The sequence below is a fragment of the Pseudoxanthomonas sacheonensis genome (assembly GCF_031455975.1).
In the GTDB taxonomy this organism is placed as follows: Bacteria; Pseudomonadota; Gammaproteobacteria; order Xanthomonadales; family Xanthomonadaceae; genus Pseudoxanthomonas_A; species Pseudoxanthomonas_A sacheonensis_A.
Map to the genome: position 1 here is coordinate 1,082,434 of NZ_JAVDTT010000001.1, position 16,235 is coordinate 1,098,668.

Below are 16,235 nucleotides of genomic sequence, written 5' to 3' on the forward strand. Positions count from 1 at the left end.
GAAATATTTACACCTGGACAGTAAATTTTTACGGTGCGCCCGCAGCATGGATAAATGTGAGACGCCGCACTATTCTTGACCCAGGTTCCTGTTCGAATGGGCGAGAGTTCGCAAGCAGCGTGGCCGAGCATCGCCCGACTGACAGCGGACAAAGGGGATTGGATCTACGCCGTCGCGAAGACAAAGAGCATCCGCTCGAGCACGCGTGGCGCTTAATTGGGGCAAGGACATGCATCAGCAGACAGCGCATAGCGCAAGGCTATCGCGCACCGCGCGCGCCGGTTTTATTTCTTGGTTGGGACTGCTGGCGTTGTCGTGCGCAGCGTGGTTCTGGCCTGGCGTTGCGATGGCCGCGCCTTCGCCGTTCTGCGGACCATTCAATGTCTCGGTTGCGCACGGAGGTTCGATCACCATCGACGCCAGCGCCTGCGACGGACCGGCCGACTTCGGCATCGGCCTGCTGGAAGTACCGCCGACGCATGGCACGGCCACCGTTAATACTCTGGCCCAGACAGTCACTTACGCGCATGCGGGCGGCGGCGATACTGCGACCAGCGACAGCTTCGTCTTCGACGACGGAAACAACAACGAAGTCACGGTCAACGTCACCATCGGAGCGGCGTCGCCGATCACGATCTCGCCCGGCACGCTGAGCATGACTGCCGGCACGCCTTTCAGTCAGCAGTTGACCGCCACAGGTGGTACCGCGCCTTACATCTGGGCGCTCGCTAGCGGCAGCACGTTGCCGGCAGGACTCACGTTCAATGCCAGCGGTCTGCTCTCGGGCACGCCGACTGCGCGTGGCAACCACACTTTCACAGTTCAGGCGACCGACAACGCCTCGCTGACCGCGAGCAAGGCCTACACCCTTACCGTCGGCAATCCGACGCTGAGCTTTTCGCCCGCGAATCCGACTGCCGCGGTGAATGGCGTGCCCTATACCTTCACGTTCACGCCGGTCGGCGGCGTCGCGTCCTATGCGCTGGCGCTTGAAAGCGGTTCGCTGCCGCCGGGTCTGAGCCTCAGCGGTGCGACCCTCAGCGGCACGCCGACGGCGCTGGGCAGCTACACATTCGGCATCCGCATTACCGACAGCAGCGCTGGACCGGGTACTTACTTCGAAGTCGAAAGCGTCACCTTGGTGGTCAATCCGCCGCCGACCATCACGGTCAACCCGACCACGGTTCCGGCCGCGGCTGTCGGCGCCGCGTACAGCCAGACCATCACCGGCAGCGGCGGCATCGCGCCATACACCTTCGCGATCACCGCCGGCGCGTTGCCGGCAGGGCTCAGCCTCAGCGGCACCGGCACGTTGAGCGGCACACCGACGGCAGGCGGCACTTTCAACTTCACCGTCACCGCCACCGACGCCAACAGTTTCTCCGGCAGCCGCGCCTACTCGCTGACGGTGAGCGCGCCGACCATCGTGGTAGCGCCGACGACGCTGCCGGCCGGCGCCGTTGCGACGGCTTATAGCCAGACGATCAACGCCAGCGGCGGCACCGCGCCGTATACGCGTGCGATCACCGCTGGTGCGCTGCCTGCAGGCATGAGCCTTAGCGGCGCCGGCATCCTGAGCGGTACGCCGACAGCAGGCGGCACTTTCAACTTCACCGTCACCGCCACCGACAGCAGCACCGGTACCGGCCCTTACACGGGCTCGCGCGCGTACTCGTTGACGATCAATGCGGCTACCGTCGTGCTGCCTGCAACCACGCTGGCCAACGGCACCCTGGCAACGGCTTACAGCGCCACGCTGAACCCGGCCAGCGGCGGCACCGCGCCCTACGCCTATGCGCTCAGCGCCGGCGCGCTGCCGGCAGGACTCAGCCTTAGCAGCAGCGGCGCGCTGAGCGGTACGCCGACCGCGAACGGCACCTTCAACTTCAGCGTCACCGCCACCGACAGCAGCACCGGCACCGGGCCCTACACCGCCACCCAGAGCTATGCGCTGACCATCGTGGAAATCGCGCCGGTCGCCAATGCGGTTTCCGCCACCGTCGGCTACGGCAGCGCCGCCAATGCGATCACGTTGAACATCACCGGCGGAACACCGACCTCGGTCGCCGTCGGTACCGCACCCGCTCATGGCACGGCCATCGCCAGCGGTCTCTCGATCACTTACCAGCCCAATGCCGGCTACGCCGGACCGGACAGCTTCACCTATACCGCAACCAATGCCGCAGGCACTTCGGCGCCCGCGACGGTGACGATCACGGTAAGCAACCCGACCATCACCGTGTCCGCATCCGCTCCGTTCTCTGCGCAGACCGGCGCGCCTTACACGCAAACCTTCACCTGGAACGGCGGCGCCTCGCCGTACAGCGCTTACTCGGTCACCGGACTGCCGGCGGGTCTCTCGATCACTGGCACTACCGCCAACAGCGTGACGGTATCGGGTACGCCGACCGCTGGCGGTTCGTTCTCGCTCAATGCTTCGGCCGTCGACAGCAGCACCGGCAACGGTCCGTTCACGCAGGCGCAGGCATTCACGCTCACCGTCGGCGCACCGACCCTTTCGCTGACGCCGGCCGCAGGCACGCTGACGGTGGCCTATGGTTCGCCCTATTCGCAGGCGATCATCGCCAGCGGCGGCACCGCGCCCTACAGCTATGCGCTCACTGCAGGTGCCCTGCCCCCGGGCGTATCTTTCAGCAGCGCGGGATTGCTCAGCGGCACGCCCACGGTGCCGGGCAGCTATTCGATCGCCCTGCAGGCCACCGACAGCAGCACCGGTACGGGCGCGCCGTACGCGGTCGTGGCCAATTACGTGTTGCAAGTTGGCGCGCCGACCATCGCGATCGCTCCGACCACGCTCCCCAATCCGGTGCCCGGCGTCGCTTACTCGCAGACGCTCACCGCCAGCGGCGGTATCGCGCCGTACGCCTTCTCGTTGACCACCGGCGCGCTGCCGGTGGGCATTTCGTTCTCTTCGGCCGGAGTGCTGTCCGGTACTCCGGTGATGACGGGCACATTCAATTTCACGGTCGCCGTGCAGGATGCGAACGGCCAATCCGGCGCGCGCGCCTACAGCGTCACCCTGGCCGCACCGGTCCTGACCCTGGCACCCACCACACTGCCGGCGGGTAGTCCGGGCGTCGCCTACAACCAGAGTTTCAGCACCAGCGGCGGCATCGCGCCCTACAGTTACTCGTTGGACAGCGGCGCGCTGCCAATAGGCATTTCGTTCTCCTCGGCCGGAGTGCTCAGCGGTACGCCGACGGTAGCGGGCACGTTCAATTTCGTGGTCCGCAGCACCGACAGCACGAGCGGCACTGCAGCCACCATCGCGGCGAGCTATTCGCTGACGATCGCAGCGCCGACGATCGCCATCGCACCGGCCAGCCTGCCCGCAGGCGGTGTGGGAACGCCCTACGCGGTCAGCCTCAGCGCCAGCGGCGGCACGGCGCCCTATTCCTACGCCTTGACCGGCGGCAGTCTGCCGCCGGGCGTGAGCTTCAGTTCGGCGGGAGCGTTCAACGGCACGCCAACCACTTCCGGCAATTACAACTTCACTGTCCAGGCGACGGATAGCCTGGGCTTCAGTGCCAGCCGGTCCTACACGATCGCCGTCGCCGATACGGTGCCGGTCGCGGTGGCCGACAGCGCGACCACGCCGGCGCAGCAACCGATCACCATCGCGGTGACCGGCAACGACAGTGGAGTGATCAGCGCGGTCGCGATCGCCAGCGGACCGGCGCACGGCACGGCGGCGGTGAGCGGCACCAGCATCGTGTACACGCCAGCGACCGGCTACCACGGTGCCGATTCGTTGAGCTATACCGCCATCGGTCCCGGCGGCAGCTCCGCCCCGGCCACGGTGTCGATCACGGTGACTCCGCTGGCCGTACCGCAAGGCCAGCCACAGACGGTGACCACGCTGGCGGGTCAGGCAATCACCATCGATGGGACCCTCAGCGCCAGCGGCGGTCCGTTCACCGGCGTCGCCATCGTCACCGCGCCTAGCACCGGCACCGCGACCGTCAGCGGCACCAATATCGTCTACACGCCGCCGACCAACGCCGCGGGCTCGATCGCCATCGGCTACACCTTGAGCAATGCGTTCGGCGCATCGGCGCCGATCATCGCGACGGTCACGGTCAATCCGCTACCGGTGGCCGTCTCGCGACAGGTGAGCGCGATCGCCGGCACTCCGGTCGTGGTCGATCTCACCGCAGGCGCCAGCGGCGGGCCATTCACGGCGGCGACACTGGTCTCCGTTCTGCCGGCGTCCTCCGGCACCGCCACGATCGCCGGCAGCGGCGGCGCATACGAGCTTACCTTCACCCCGGCGGCTTCCTTCGCTGGCCTGGCCACCGTCACCTTCACTCTGGCCAACGCGTTCGCCACTTCGGCGCCAGCGACGGTGGATATCGAAGTGACCCTGCGTCCGGATCCGACCCTCGATGCCGAGGTGATGGGCGTGCTCGGTGCGCAGGCTTCGGCGACACGCCGTTTCGCGAACGCGCAGATCGGCAACTTCCAGCAGCGCATGGAAGGTCTGCACGGCGGCAACGAAGGCGCGCGCTTCCAGAACCGGTTGACCTTCGCCACCGATCCTGCCTGCAACGACGATACGCGGCGCATGCCCGACAGCCACTGCCCCGTCCTCGACGAGGCCGCACCCGTCGCAGCGCCGGCGCAGGCTGCCGCTGGAGGTTCGTATTCAATCTGGACCGGCGGTTCGATCAATAGCGGCGACCGCGACGGCAGTGCGGACAGCAGCGGTTTCGACTTCGAGACCACTGGCGTCAGTCTGGGCGCCGACTATCGCGTCAATCGTGCCTTCGTGTTGGGCGGCGGTATCGGTTACGGCCGCGACGACAGCGACATCGGCGAGAACGGCAGCCGCAGCGATGCGGACAGCCTCACCCTTGCGGTCTACGGCAGCTATCACCCCGGCGAGATCTTCTTCGTCGACGGCTTGTTCGGCTATCAGCGCTTGTCTTTCGACAGCCGCCGCTACGTCGCCGCCAACGGCGGTCAGGTGAGCGGTGAGCGCGACGGCACACAGTGGCTGGTTTCGCTGTCGGCCGGCGGCGACTACCGGCGCGACCGGCTGCATTTTTCGCCCTACGCGCGCTTCGACCTGGCCCGCGCCACCCTGGACGGCTACACCGAACAGGGCGACGCGATCTACGCGCTGCGATACGAAGACCAGGACGTGGATACTTCCACAGCCAGCCTGGGTCTGCGCTTGGATTACCGCTACCCGATCAGTCTGGGCACCTTCTCGCCGCAGTTGCGTCTGGAGTACCAGCACGATTTCCAGGATGACGGTTCGGCCACGATGAGTTATGCCGACCTGCCCGGCGGTCCGTTCTACCGTGCCGATGTGCAGGGGCTGGAGCGCAACCGTTTCGTACTGGGCCTGGGCGCGATGCTGCACACCGCACGCGATCTGACCTTGCGCTTCGAGTACCGCGGACTGTTCGGCAGCAGCGACGACACCGACCATGGCGTTCTGCTGAACATCGAAAAGACCTACTGATCGATCGAACGGGCGCTGCGCTGCCGCGCCCGTTCTCTTCGCATGAACATCGGATCAGATGGATAACGCGAGCGCTCGGTACCCGAGCGCGAAGCCGCATTTCACATCGGCGGCATCTTGTCGAATTTAGGCAGCGCTGGATCGAGGTGGTCCCAGGCGTGGCCGCGCACTCGGTAAGTCACCATTTGCGGTTGGTATCGGCTTGGATCGTCGAGACTGGCGGCGTGCACCGTGAACAGATCCGGCATGGCCGAGAACGTCAGGTATACCGGCGACCCGCAGGTGGGACAGAAGCCGCGCGTCTTCGCGTTGCCGCTATCGCCGATCATGTCCCAATGCGTCGCCCGTCCGCTGAGCTTCACCTGCTCCCTGCTCGGAAAGGTCAGATAGGAGCCGTGCCCGGTGCCGCTCTTGCGCTGACAGTCGCGGCACTGGCAGTCGTTCATCGCCATCGGTTGGTCGGAAATTTCGTAACGGATCGCGCCGCAGGCGCATCCGCCGGTGTATGTCTCGCTCATTCTTTTCTCCTGGCTTGTTCCGATACGTTCGCGTCTGCGCCTGTCAGTGCAGCGGTTTCGATGGGTCGCGTTCCGCAACGACGGCTTCCAGGTTTTTGAAGACCTTCGGCCATCCCTCGCTCATGTTCTTGAAAGCGGTGTCGTTCTTCGGCACGACGAAACCGGAATGAACCAGGCGCAGGCGTGTACCGTTCTCAACTCTGGAAAGGGTCAACGTAACTACGGTATCCAGCGGCGAGCCGTAGCCGATGTTCTCCTCGTGTCCGCCTTTCCAGGCATAGACGAGGCGTTCGTTGGGTACCGCCTCCAACACTTGGCAGCGGATGACGCCGTCCCACGCGCCGGCGGGCGTGGTCTGGAAGGTGAAGCGATTGCCCGCCACGGGTTCGAACCCGGTCGGCGCCATCATCCAGCGGCCGATCAGTTCGCCACTGGTCAACGTTTTCCAGATCGTCTCCGGCGCATGCGGGAAGACCTCGTCGACCACGATTTCTTGCGTGTCCGGTTTCAATCCGGCGTCTTTCGAAGCGGTGTCGTTCATGGATCTATTTCCTTCAGCAGGGTTCGGAGGTTGGCGAACCGTTCGCGCCAGAAGACGCCGTAATGGCCCATCCAATCGACTAGCGGCTCGAGGCCCTCAGGCTGGGCGCGGTAATAGACCTTTCGGCCTTCGGGCCGCTCGGCGACCAAGCCGGCCTGTTTCAATGACTTGAGGTGCTGGGAGACGGCGCCCTGCGTCACCCCGCTTCCCTGCGTCAGTTCGGCCACGGTGATTTCGTCGGACCTGACGATCTGTTCGAACACGGCCCGCCGAGTGGGATCGGCAAGAGCGCGCATGACGGCGTTGATGTTGGCGGTCTCGATCATGGCCAACAAATTAGTACATACTAATCAATTAGTCAATACTAATTTATTTCCCGGAATCGAAGGCTTGGCTCATTGCGAAGCGATGCAGGGAAAATTATTTAGAAAATTTATTCAAAAGTACGTTTAACTTTATGATTTATAAAACTAACTTATGACTAAGGCTCATTCGAAGCACCGTCACGAGGTCATGCCCCGCCGGCGCCGGCGCAGATCGAACAAGCGCTGCAACACGCAGAAAACGAACAGCAGCAGACCGATGGCGATACGCGTCCACCACGAGCTGAGCGTGCCGTCGAACACGATCATGGTCTGGATCAGTCCCAGGATCAGCACGCCGATCAATGTGCCGATCACGTAACCCGTGCCACCGGCGAGCATGGTGCCGCCGATCACTACCGCGGCGACGGCGTCCAGCTCAAGACCCAGTGCGTGCTGGCTGTAGCCGGACAACATGTAGAAGGTATAGACCACTCCGGCCAGTGCCGAACAAAAGCCGCTCAGCGCGTAAACCCCGACCAAGGTCGAGTCGACCGGTAGCCCCATCAAGCGCGCCGAGGTTTCGCTGCCGCCGATGGCGTAGACGGTACGGCCGAAACGGGTGGCGTGGGCGATCCAGATGCCGGCAGCCACCACCAACAAGGCGAGCACTGCGCCGATCGACAGACTGCCGAAGCCCAGCGGAATGCGGACATACGACAAGGTCGTGTAGAACGGATGGTCGATGCCGATCGAATCCACGCTCAACAGCGTCGCCGCGCCGCGCGCCAGGAACATGCCGGCCAGGGTGACCACGAAAGGTTGCAGCCGGTAACGCTGGATCAACACGCCCATCGCCGCGCCGAAAGCGCTGCCCATCGCCAGCACCACGGGAATGGCCGCCAGGGGATGCCAGCCGAACTGCTGCACCAGCATCGCCAGCAGCACGGTGGTGAACGCGATCACCGCGCCAACCGACAGATCGATGCCGCCAGTCAGGATGACGAAGGTGGCACCGACCGCAGCCACGCATAGGAAGGCGTTATCGACCAGAAGATTGAGGAACACCTGCGGCGATAGAAAACCGGGGTAAAGAATGCCGCCGATCACGGCCATGGCCAGGAACAACGCCAAGGTCACCAATAACGGCAGATGACGCGGATCCAGCCGTCGCGACGAGGCCGGACTTGCGGAGTTCCGGGCGCGAGCCGTGCTGCTCATGCGCTGCCCTCGCCCGCTTCGCGCCGCCCCAGCAACTGGCGCACATGGCGGCGGAACTCGGCCGATTGCAACAGCATCACGATGAATACCAACGCCGCCTTGACCACCAGATTCACCTGCGGCGGTACACCGATCGAATAAATGGTCGAGGTCAGCGTTTGGATGATCAACGCCCCGATCACGCTGCCCGCCAGACTGAAACGACCTCCGCTGAGCGCGGTGCCGCCGAGGGTGACCGCCAGGATCGCGTCCAGTTCCAGCAATTGTCCGGCGTTGTTGGCGTCGGCACTGCTGACGTTGGAGCTGACCAGGATCCCGGCCACGCCCGCACAGAACGCGGAGAACACGTACAAGCCAACCGTGATCCACCGTGCCGGCACACCGGCTACGCGCGCGGCCACCGGATTGCCGCCGATGGCGCGTATGAACAAGCCCAGCGCTGTGCGGCCAAGGATCAACCACAGCGACAAACAGACGGCGGCAATCACGTACAGCGAAAACGGAAGCCCGAACAGGAAGCCGTTGCCGAAGTAGGCGTACGGTTTGTAGTACACGGTCAGGATCTGCCCATCGGCCAGCAACTGGGCGACGCCGCGTCCGGCCACCATCAGAATCAGGGTGGCGACGATGGGCTGCATGCCAAGCTTGACCACCAACAATCCGTTCCACAGCCCGCACAGGGCAGCCGCCACCAGTGCGGCGATGATCGCCACGGCCATGGGGAAGCGCGTGACGTCGCTCTCGCCGCCGATCATCCAGGCCGCCACCGTGGCCGCGATCGCCAGCACCGCGCCCACGGAAATATCCAAGCCGCGAACGGCGATCACCAACGTCACGCCCAGCGAAACCAGAATCAGCGGTGCGGCACGGTTGGCGATATCCACCAGGTTTCCGTACACATGGCCGTCGCGCCAGTGCAGGGAAAGGAAGGCGGGGTTAACCAAGCCGTTGCCCAGCACCAGCAGCGCCAGGGTCAGCAGCGGCCAGAACAACGGATGCGAGACGAAACGCCGCAACAGCGGCACCGAGGTGGCCGGCGAAGAGATCTCTCTCATGACATCTGGCTCATGCGTCGGCGCCTGCAATCAGTTCATACACCGCGGATTCGCCGCAGTCTCCGGGAAGTTCGCCCACCTTGCGCCGGTCGCGCATCACCGCGATCCGGTCCGAGATGCGCACCAGCTCGTCCATTTCCGCGGAGATGAAGAGCACCGCCATGCCTTTGCGCGCCAGGCGCAGGATTTGTCCCATGATTTCCTGCTTGGCGGCGACGTCGATGCCGCGGGTCGGCTCATCCAGGATCAGCACCGTCGGTTCGGTGGCCAGCCAACGCGCCAGCACCACTTTTTGCTGGTTGCCGCCCGAAAGCAGGCCAACCGGCGTCTCGATCCCGGCGGTCTTGATTCCCAGCAGCTCTACATAGCGCCGAGCCAGTTCTTCTTGCTCGCCGCGACCGAGAAAACGGCGCAGGCCCAGCTTGGCCTGTAAGGCCAAGGCGATGTTCTCGCGCACCGACAGCTCGGCCACGATGCCCTCCGTCTTGCGCTCCTCCGGGCACAGAGCCAGGCCCTGGGCCACCGCATCGGCCGGACCTTTCAGGACGACTTCGCGCTGTCCTATGCGCAGCTTGCCGGCGTCGGCGCGATCCAGGCCGAACATCAGCCGGACCAGTTCGGTGCGGCCCGAACCGAGCAGCCCACCCAGGCCCAACACTTCACCGGCGCGCAGGCTCAGGTCGGTCGGGGCGATCTGGCCGCGGCGCTCCAGCGCTTGCGCCTCCAGCACCGTCGCACCCTCCTCCACCGCGGCGGATCGCACAGCGGCGTCGCGTTCGGTGACAGCGAGCTCGCGACCGACCATGGCCGCCACCAGCGGCCCATGAGGCAACGCCGCCGCCGCGTATTCGCCTACTCGGCGACCATTGCGCAAGACGGTGACGCGGTCGGAAACCGCATACATCTGATCCAGAAAATGAGTGACGAACAAGATCGCCATGCCTTGCTCGCGCAGGCGGCGTATCACCGCGAACAACTCCTGCACCTCGCGCTCGTCCAGGCTCGAGGTCGGTTCGTCCAGGATCAATAACTTGGCCGATACGCTCAACGCACGTGCGATGGCGACCATCTGCTGCACCGCCACCGGAAAGTCCGACAACGGCCGTTTCGGGTCGACGTCCAAGTTCAGTCCGGCCAACACCTCGCGCGCATGGGCGTTGACCGCTTTCCAGTCGATGGCCCCGCTCCAGCGCCGACGGGGATAGCGGCCGCCGATAATGTTCTCGGCCACCGACAGGTTCGGACACAGGTTCACTTCCTGGTAGACCGTGCTGATGCCCAGCTGTTGCGCCTCGGCCGGACTGGACGGCGACACCGCCTGTCCGTTTACCCATATCTCTCCGCTGTCCGGGCGCATCACTCCGGTCAGCAATTTGATCAGGGTCGATTTGCCGGCGCCGTTCTGCCCCATCAACGCATGCACTTCGCCGGCACGCAGGATCAGGTCGACCTCTTCCAGCGCCGCCACGCCGGCAAAGCGTTTGCCCAGGCCGCGAGCCTGCAGGACGATGGCAGCTTCGTCCGTGGCCATTGGGTTCAGTACTTGCGGCCTGGCAATGCCGCAGCGGCCTGGTCCTGGGTGAATACCCCCTCCTCCACCAGGATGCGCTTGGGCAGCGGACGTTTCTCGAGCACGGCCTTAACCGCATCGACCAACTGGTCGCCGATCAGCGGATTGCATTCGATGGTGGCGTTGAGCTTGCCCGCCTCCATGGCCTTGAATGCGCCGCGCACGCCGTCGATGGAAACGATCTTGATGTCCTTGCCAGGTTTCAGGCCGGCCTCTTCGATGGCCTGGATCGCGCCAATCGCCATATCGTCGTTGTGCGCGAACAACACGTCGATCTTCGAGCTCTCGGCTTTGAGGAACGCTTCCATCACTTCCTTGCCCTTGGCCCGGGTGAAGTCGCCGCTCTGCGATCGCACCACTTTGAAGCGCGGGTCCTTGTCGATGACTTCGTGGAATCCTTCCATGCGGTCGATCGCCGGCGCCGAACCCACCGTGCCCTGCAGCTCGACGATGCGCACTTCTCCGCTTCCGGCGGGCGTGTCTTGCAGCAGCCAACGGCCGGCCTTGCGGCCTTCCTCGACGAAATCCGAGCCGATCAGGGTCACGTAGAGCGAGTCGTCGGAAACATCGACCGCACGGTCGGTGAGGATCACCGGGATGTTGGCGGCCTTAGCCTCGCGCAATACCGTTTCCCAACCCGATTCGACCACCGGCGAAAACGCGATCAGGTCCACGCGCTGGGCGATGAACGAGCGCAAGGCCTTGATCTGGTTTTCCTGTTTCTGCTGCGCATCGGAGAAACGCAACTGGATGCCGGCCTTGGCCAGCGACGATTTGATCGACGCGGTATTGGCGGTGCGCCACTCGCTCTCGGCGCCGATCTGGCTGAAACCCAGCACCGGTTGCGCTGCGCGATCGCCGCTCGCATCGCGCGAACAGCCCATCACCAACGCTGCCGCGCACGACAGCGCGGCGGCTAGCATGAATCCTCGTTTCATCCCTTCCCTCCCGTTATGGTTGTTTGACCCATCCCCTCCCAGGGAGGTGTCCGTCGCATCGACTAGAAAGGGTTCTCTTCCAATCCTTCCTGGCACTGTGTAGCTGCCCGGCCTAGGCCGAGGTATAGGCCGTTTTGACCGTGGTATAGAACTCCACAGCATAGCGACCCTGTTCGCGCGGCCCGTAACTCGAGGCCTTGCGGCCACCGAACGGCACGTGCGGATCCACGCCTGCGGTCGGCAGATTGACCATGACCATGCCGACCTCCGCGTGGCGTTTGAAATGCGTCGCGTACTTCAGCGAAGTCGTGGCGATGCCCGCGCACAGGCCGAACTCGGTGTCGTTGGCCAGGGCCAGCGCATGTTCGTAATCGTCCGCACGCAATACCGCCGCCACCGGACCGAATACTTCCTCGCGTGCGATCCGGTGCTCGGGCAGAGCGGCGACCAGGGCCGGGCTCAAGTAGTGGCCGCGGGTGTCCAACTCCAGCTGTTCGCCGCCGCACAACAACTCGGCGCCTTCCTGGCGGGCGATGTCCAGATAGGAAAGATCGGTGGCCAATTGTTCGGCGCTGGCCACCGGACCGATATCGATGCCGCTGGTCAAGGCGTGGCCGACTTTGAGCGAAGCCAAGCGCTTGCGTGCGCGCGCGATGAACTCCTCGTACACCGGAGCCTGCACGATCAGTCGGCTCGACGCCGTGCAGCGCTGGCCAGTGGAAAAATAGGCGCCGTTGACCGCGATCTCCACCGCCTTTTCCAGGTCGGCGTCGGCCAGTACCACCAGCGGGTTCTTGCCGCCCATCTCCAACTGGATCTTCAGTCCGCGCGCGGCGGCCTGCTGCAGGAGTGCGTTGCCGGTGCGCACCGAACCGGTGAAAGTCAGCGCGTTGACCCGCGGATCCTCGACCAGGGCCTGACCAACCACGCGACCGCTACCGATGACCAGATTGAAGGCGCCCGCCGGCAGGCCGGCCCGGCTGAGGATCTCGGCCAGCGCCCAGGCACAGCCGGGCACGATCTCGGCCGGCTTGAACACCACGCTGTTGCCATAGGCCAGGGCCGGGGCGATCTTCCATGCCGGAATGGCCAGCGGGAAGTTCCAAGGAGCGATGATGCCGACCACGCCCACCGGCTCACGGGTGATTTCCACTTCCACACCGGGACGGGTCGAGGCCAGCTTCTCGCCGGGAATGCGCAGGGCTTCGCCGGCGAAGAACTTGAAGATCTGTCCGGCGCGGGCTGCCTCGCCGATGGATTCCGGCAGGGTCTTGCCCTCTTCCATCGCCAACAGCCTGCCTAGTTCCTCTTTGCGCGCCAGAATTTCGCTGCCGACAAAATCCAGGGCGTCGGCACGTTGCTGCGGCGTGCTCAGCGACCAACTGCGCTGGGAAGCGGCCGCGGCGGCGATCGCATCGCGCACTTGCGCCGCATCCAGGCTGGCGTAATCGCCCACCGGCGTCGCCAAGTCGGAGGGATTCTCATCCTGTGCGGCGGTGCTGCCGGCCACCCACTGGCCGTCGATGTAACTCTGGAAACGCTGGGTCATGCGGTGTGTCCTGGGATCAGAGGGAGCGTACGCCACCGAGAGCGAAACCGGCGGCCACCGTCTGCAACGGATTGACCAGGGGCGCACCCAGCGCCGGCAAGTCGATCTCGAAACAGTCGCCGGGTTGCACGGCGATGCCGTCGGCGAAACTCAAGGTCGAGGTGCCGAAGAAGTGCAGATGCACATCGCCTGGACGGCGATGCGCGGCGTACTTGAAATGGTGGTATTCCAGATTCTCCAGCGAGTGGCACATGTTGTCCTCGCCGGTGAGGAACGGCTTTTCCCACACCACCGTGTCGCCGCGACGGATGCGGCTGGTGCCGCTCAGGTCGCGCGGCAGCGACCCGGTACGCAGCTCGGGACCGACCGCGCAGGCGCGCAGCTTGGAATGGGCGAGGTACAGGTAGTTCTGGCGCTCGGTGATGTGGTCCGAGAACTCGTTGCCGATGGCGAATCCCAGGCGATGCGGGGTGCCGTCCGGGCCGATCAAATAGAGCCCGACCAGCTCCGGTTCCTCGCCGCCGTCCAAGGCGAAATCGGGCGAGGGCAAAGTCTGGCCCGGGGCCACCACCACGCTGCCGTCGCCTTTGTAGAACCACTCCGGCTGCGCGCCGGGCCGGCCTTGGCGTGGAATGCCGCCCTCCACGCCCCACTGGAAAACCTTCATCGAATCGGTGAGGCTGCCGGCGTTGACATGGTCCTGCAGGTTCTGGTGCATGGCATCGCGGGTGGCGGCGCTACCCAAGTGGGTCAGGCCGGTGCCGGTCACGCGCATATGAGCCGGATCGGGATGGGCCAGCGGGGTCAGTACCCGGTCCTCGCGCAGCAGCGTCGCATAGTCCAACGACTCGTCGCCCTGCTCTTGTGCGGCCTGCTGCTCAAGGTCGCGATTGGCCGCGATCGCTGCGGTGGCCAGCGCATAGGTAGTCCTGGAGCTTCCCAGGACACGGACGCGGGCTCCGTCCCGATCGATCACGCCGACCCGGGCTTCGCCGGCATCGTCAACTAGCTGGATCAGTCGCATTGCTCCGCCTGCAGTCGTGGGCCACGGTGCGGCACGGATTTCCCCTTGGGAGGAAGTGCCGGGCCGGGCCACATTCTGCCGACACTACTCATATACAACAACTCTATTTTTGTGATTAATATATATATACATCGGTATAGGTGAGAGAAGCTTCGTGGCTCCAAGCACCCCCTGGTTTGTGCGCGCCCGCCTCAAGGCCCGGCAGCTGATGCTGCTGATCGCGATTGATGACGAAGGCAGCACCCAACGCGCCGCAGACGTGCTGAACATGTCGCAGCCGGCGGCGTCGAAGTTGCTCAAGGACCTGGAAGACACGATGGGCGTGTCGCTGTTCGACCGATTGCCGCGCGGCATGCAGCCGACCTGGTATGGCGAGACCATGATCCGCCACGCGCGCATCGCCCTCTCCAGCCTGAGCGAAGCCGGCGCCGAGATCGAGGCCTTGAAGGCCGGTTACTACGGCAGCGTAAGTGTCGGCGCGATCACCGGCCCGGCCATGAACCTGCTGCCGGCGGCAATGGTCCAGATCGCCCGCGACCACCCGCTGTTGCGCGTCTCGCTGATGGTGGAGAGCAGCGACGTGCTGCTGGAGATGTTGTCGCAGAACAAGCTCGACATCATCGTCGCGCGCCTGTTCGCCCGCCACGACAAGCGCAACCTGCACTACGAAGCGCTGGCCGAGGAACAGGTGTCGGCCATCGTCCGTCCGCACCATCCGATCCTGGAAATAGAACAACCGTCGTTAGCCGAACTGGCGCTCGCCAGCTGGATCGTGCCGCCAGCCGGCAGCGTGCTGCGCCATCGCTTCGAGCTGATGTTCCAGAGCGCCGGACTGGAGCCGCCGAAGCGGATCATCGAGAGTTCGGCGCTTGCGTTCCTGCCGCGCATGCTGGAGGAAAGCGACTACATGGCGGTGGTGCCCACCGATGTCGCGCGCTACTACGCCAAGCACAACATCGTCTCCATCGTGCCGGCGGAACTTTCGTGCCGGATGGACTACTTCGGCATCATCACCCGTAGCGATTGGCTGCTCTCGCCCGGCGCCAAGATCATGTTGCAGGCGCTCAAGGCCGCGGCCGTGCCGGTGTACGGCGTCGATCTATCCTCGGGCAAGCCCGAGGGCTGAGGCGGCTGCGACCGCAGCCGCGCCATCGCAGCGGCACCATCGCAAGAGCCGCGCGCTCAGGTCCAGCCGGCGTCGACCACGAACTCCTGCGCAGTGATGGCGCGGGCCTGATCCGAGGCCAGGAACAGCGTCATGGCGGTGATGTCTTCCGGCAGCACCTTGTCCGGCAGGCATTGGTTGCGCAGCAGGTCGCGCTCGCTGTCCGCATCCAGCCACAGGGTGACCTGGCGCTCGGTCATGACCCAGCCCGGGGTCAGCACGTTGATGCGAATGCGGTCGGCGCCAAGCTCGCGGGCCAAGCCGCGGGTCAGTCCGTTCACCGATGACTTGGCCGTGGCATACACCGGATAGCCGCCGGTCTTGCTCTGCCAGCCGGTAGAGCCGAGATTGACGATCGCGCCACCGCCGCATCGGCGCATGCCGGGCACTGCGGCCTGGATGGCGAAGAACGCCGCGCGCTGGTTGATCGCCACCCGCTGGTTCCAGTAGTCGGGCGTCACCTCTTCAAGGCGGTGGCGATCGTCGCTGCCCACGTTGTTGACCAAGATATGGAAATCGCCCAGTGCGCTCGCGCCGTCCAGTACGGCCTGACGCAACGCTTCGATGTCGGTCACGTCGACGCGACGCCACCAGGGCGACGCCAAGCCTTGCGCCTGCATGCGTTCGACTAATGCGTCGCTGGCAGCTTCATCGATATCGACGAACGCCACCGGTGCTCCCTGGCGGGCAAAACCCTCGACCAGCGAGGCCCCAATTCCCGATCCGCCGCCGGTGATGAAAACTGGCCGGCCGGCCAGATCCGGGTAGATCGCACCCTTCCCCACGCCACTGCCCTGCACTGCTGGGATTGGGGTTGTTTCTGCACTCATGCTTGGCCTCATCGTGAAGTGTTGGAGGGGA

General features: G+C 64.8%; 11 protein-coding genes and 1 pseudogene. 2 read left to right on the forward strand and 10 right to left on the reverse strand.

Features of this window, described 5'->3' with window-relative positions:
- Nucleotides 1-229: 229 nt before the first annotated feature.
- A pseudogene (locus J2W94_RS04935) lies at nt 230-5,464 on the forward strand (putative Ig domain-containing protein); the annotation flags it as partial.
- 128 nt (nt 5,465-5,592) lie between these two features.
- On the opposite strand, the gene J2W94_RS04940 reads toward J2W94_RS04935, so the two are convergent.
- From J2W94_RS04940 to araD1, 9 genes are all read right to left on the reverse strand, one after another.
- A complete protein-coding gene (locus tag J2W94_RS04940) occupies nt 5,593-6,009 on the reverse strand; it encodes a GFA family protein (RefSeq protein WP_310090692.1) in 417 nt (138 codons plus the stop codon).
- 43 nt (nt 6,010-6,052) lie between these two features.
- Entirely contained in the window at nt 6,053-6,550 is a 498-nt protein-coding gene (locus tag J2W94_RS04945; RefSeq protein WP_310090703.1) for an SRPBCC family protein, read from the reverse strand.
- Nucleotides 6,547-6,876, reverse strand: coding sequence for an ArsR/SmtB family transcription factor (locus tag J2W94_RS04950; RefSeq protein WP_310090705.1), 330 nt, complete (start codon nt 6,874-6,876; stop codon nt 6,547-6,549). Before J2W94_RS04950 ends, J2W94_RS04945 begins: the two co-directional genes overlap by 4 nt.
- A 177-nt stretch (nt 6,877-7,053) precedes the next feature.
- On the reverse strand, nt 7,054-8,073 hold the full coding sequence (gene yjfF / locus J2W94_RS04955) for a galactofuranose ABC transporter, permease protein YjfF (protein WP_310090707.1): 1,020 nt from the start codon (nt 8,071-8,073) through the stop codon (nt 7,054-7,056).
- Entirely contained in the window at nt 8,070-9,128 is a 1,059-nt protein-coding gene (locus J2W94_RS04960; RefSeq protein WP_310090709.1) for an ABC transporter permease, read from the reverse strand. Before J2W94_RS04960 ends, yjfF begins: the two co-directional genes overlap by 4 nt.
- Before the next feature lie 10 nt (nt 9,129-9,138).
- Complete coding sequence (locus J2W94_RS04965) at nt 9,139-10,659, reverse strand: sugar ABC transporter ATP-binding protein (protein ID WP_310090711.1); 1,521 nt, start codon at nt 10,657-10,659, stop codon at nt 9,139-9,141.
- A gap of 5 nt (nt 10,660-10,664) precedes the next feature.
- Nucleotides 10,665-11,636 (reverse strand): ABC transporter substrate-binding protein, encoded by a 972-nt coding sequence (locus J2W94_RS04970; protein ID WP_310090714.1) that lies wholly within the window; start codon nt 11,634-11,636, stop codon nt 10,665-10,667.
- A 112-nt stretch (nt 11,637-11,748) separates the two neighbouring features.
- Nucleotides 11,749-13,185, reverse strand: a complete 1,437-nt coding sequence (locus J2W94_RS04975; protein WP_310090716.1) for an aldehyde dehydrogenase family protein — start codon at nt 13,183-13,185, stop codon at nt 11,749-11,751.
- 16 nt (nt 13,186-13,201) lie between these two features.
- Entirely contained in the window at nt 13,202-14,209 is a 1,008-nt protein-coding gene (araD1, locus tag J2W94_RS04980; RefSeq protein WP_310090718.1) for an AraD1 family protein, read from the reverse strand.
- A gap of 208 nt (nt 14,210-14,417) precedes the next feature.
- On the opposite strand from araD1, the gene J2W94_RS04985 reads away from it, so the two are divergent.
- Nucleotides 14,418-15,335, forward strand: coding sequence for a LysR family transcriptional regulator (locus J2W94_RS04985; RefSeq protein WP_430540564.1), 918 nt, complete (start codon nt 14,418-14,420; stop codon nt 15,333-15,335).
- A gap of 56 nt (nt 15,336-15,391) precedes the next feature.
- Here J2W94_RS04985 and J2W94_RS04990 read toward each other — a convergent pair whose 3' ends face one another.
- The gene (locus J2W94_RS04990; protein ID WP_310090722.1) at nt 15,392-16,204 is read right to left on the reverse strand and encodes an SDR family NAD(P)-dependent oxidoreductase; all 813 of its coding nucleotides are present in this window, start codon (nt 16,202-16,204) and stop codon (nt 15,392-15,394) included.
- Between the last annotated feature and the right edge of the window lie 31 nt (nt 16,205-16,235).

Coding starts and splice junctions, on each gene's coding strand:
- J2W94_RS04990 (WP_310090722.1), bottom strand. CDS start 16,204: ATGAGTGCAGAAACAACCCCAATCCCAGCAGTGCAGGGCAGTGGCGTG.
- yjfF (WP_310090707.1), bottom strand. CDS start 8,073: ATGAGCAGCACGGCTCGCGCCCGGAACTCCGCAAGTCCGGCCTCGTCG.
- J2W94_RS04945 (WP_310090703.1), bottom strand. CDS start 6,550: ATGAACGACACCGCTTCGAAAGACGCCGGATTGAAACCGGACACGCAA.
- J2W94_RS04940 (WP_310090692.1), bottom strand. CDS start 6,009: ATGAGCGAGACATACACCGGCGGATGCGCCTGCGGCGCGATCCGTTAC.
- J2W94_RS04950 (WP_310090705.1), bottom strand. CDS start 6,876: ATGATCGAGACCGCCAACATCAACGCCGTCATGCGCGCTCTTGCCGAT.
- J2W94_RS04960 (WP_310090709.1), bottom strand. CDS start 9,128: ATGAGAGAGATCTCTTCGCCGGCCACCTCGGTGCCGCTGTTGCGGCGT.
- J2W94_RS04970 (WP_310090714.1), bottom strand. CDS start 11,636: ATGAAACGAGGATTCATGCTAGCCGCCGCGCTGTCGTGCGCGGCAGCG.
- J2W94_RS04975 (WP_310090716.1), bottom strand. CDS start 13,185: ATGACCCAGCGTTTCCAGAGTTACATCGACGGCCAGTGGGTGGCCGGC.
- J2W94_RS04965 (WP_310090711.1), bottom strand. CDS start 10,659: ATGGCCACGGACGAAGCTGCCATCGTCCTGCAGGCTCGCGGCCTGGGC.
- J2W94_RS04985 (WP_430540564.1), top strand. CDS start 14,418: ATGCTGCTGATCGCGATTGATGACGAAGGCAGCACCCAACGCGCCGCA.
- araD1 (WP_310090718.1), bottom strand. CDS start 14,209: ATGCGACTGATCCAGCTAGTTGACGATGCCGGCGAAGCCCGGGTCGGC.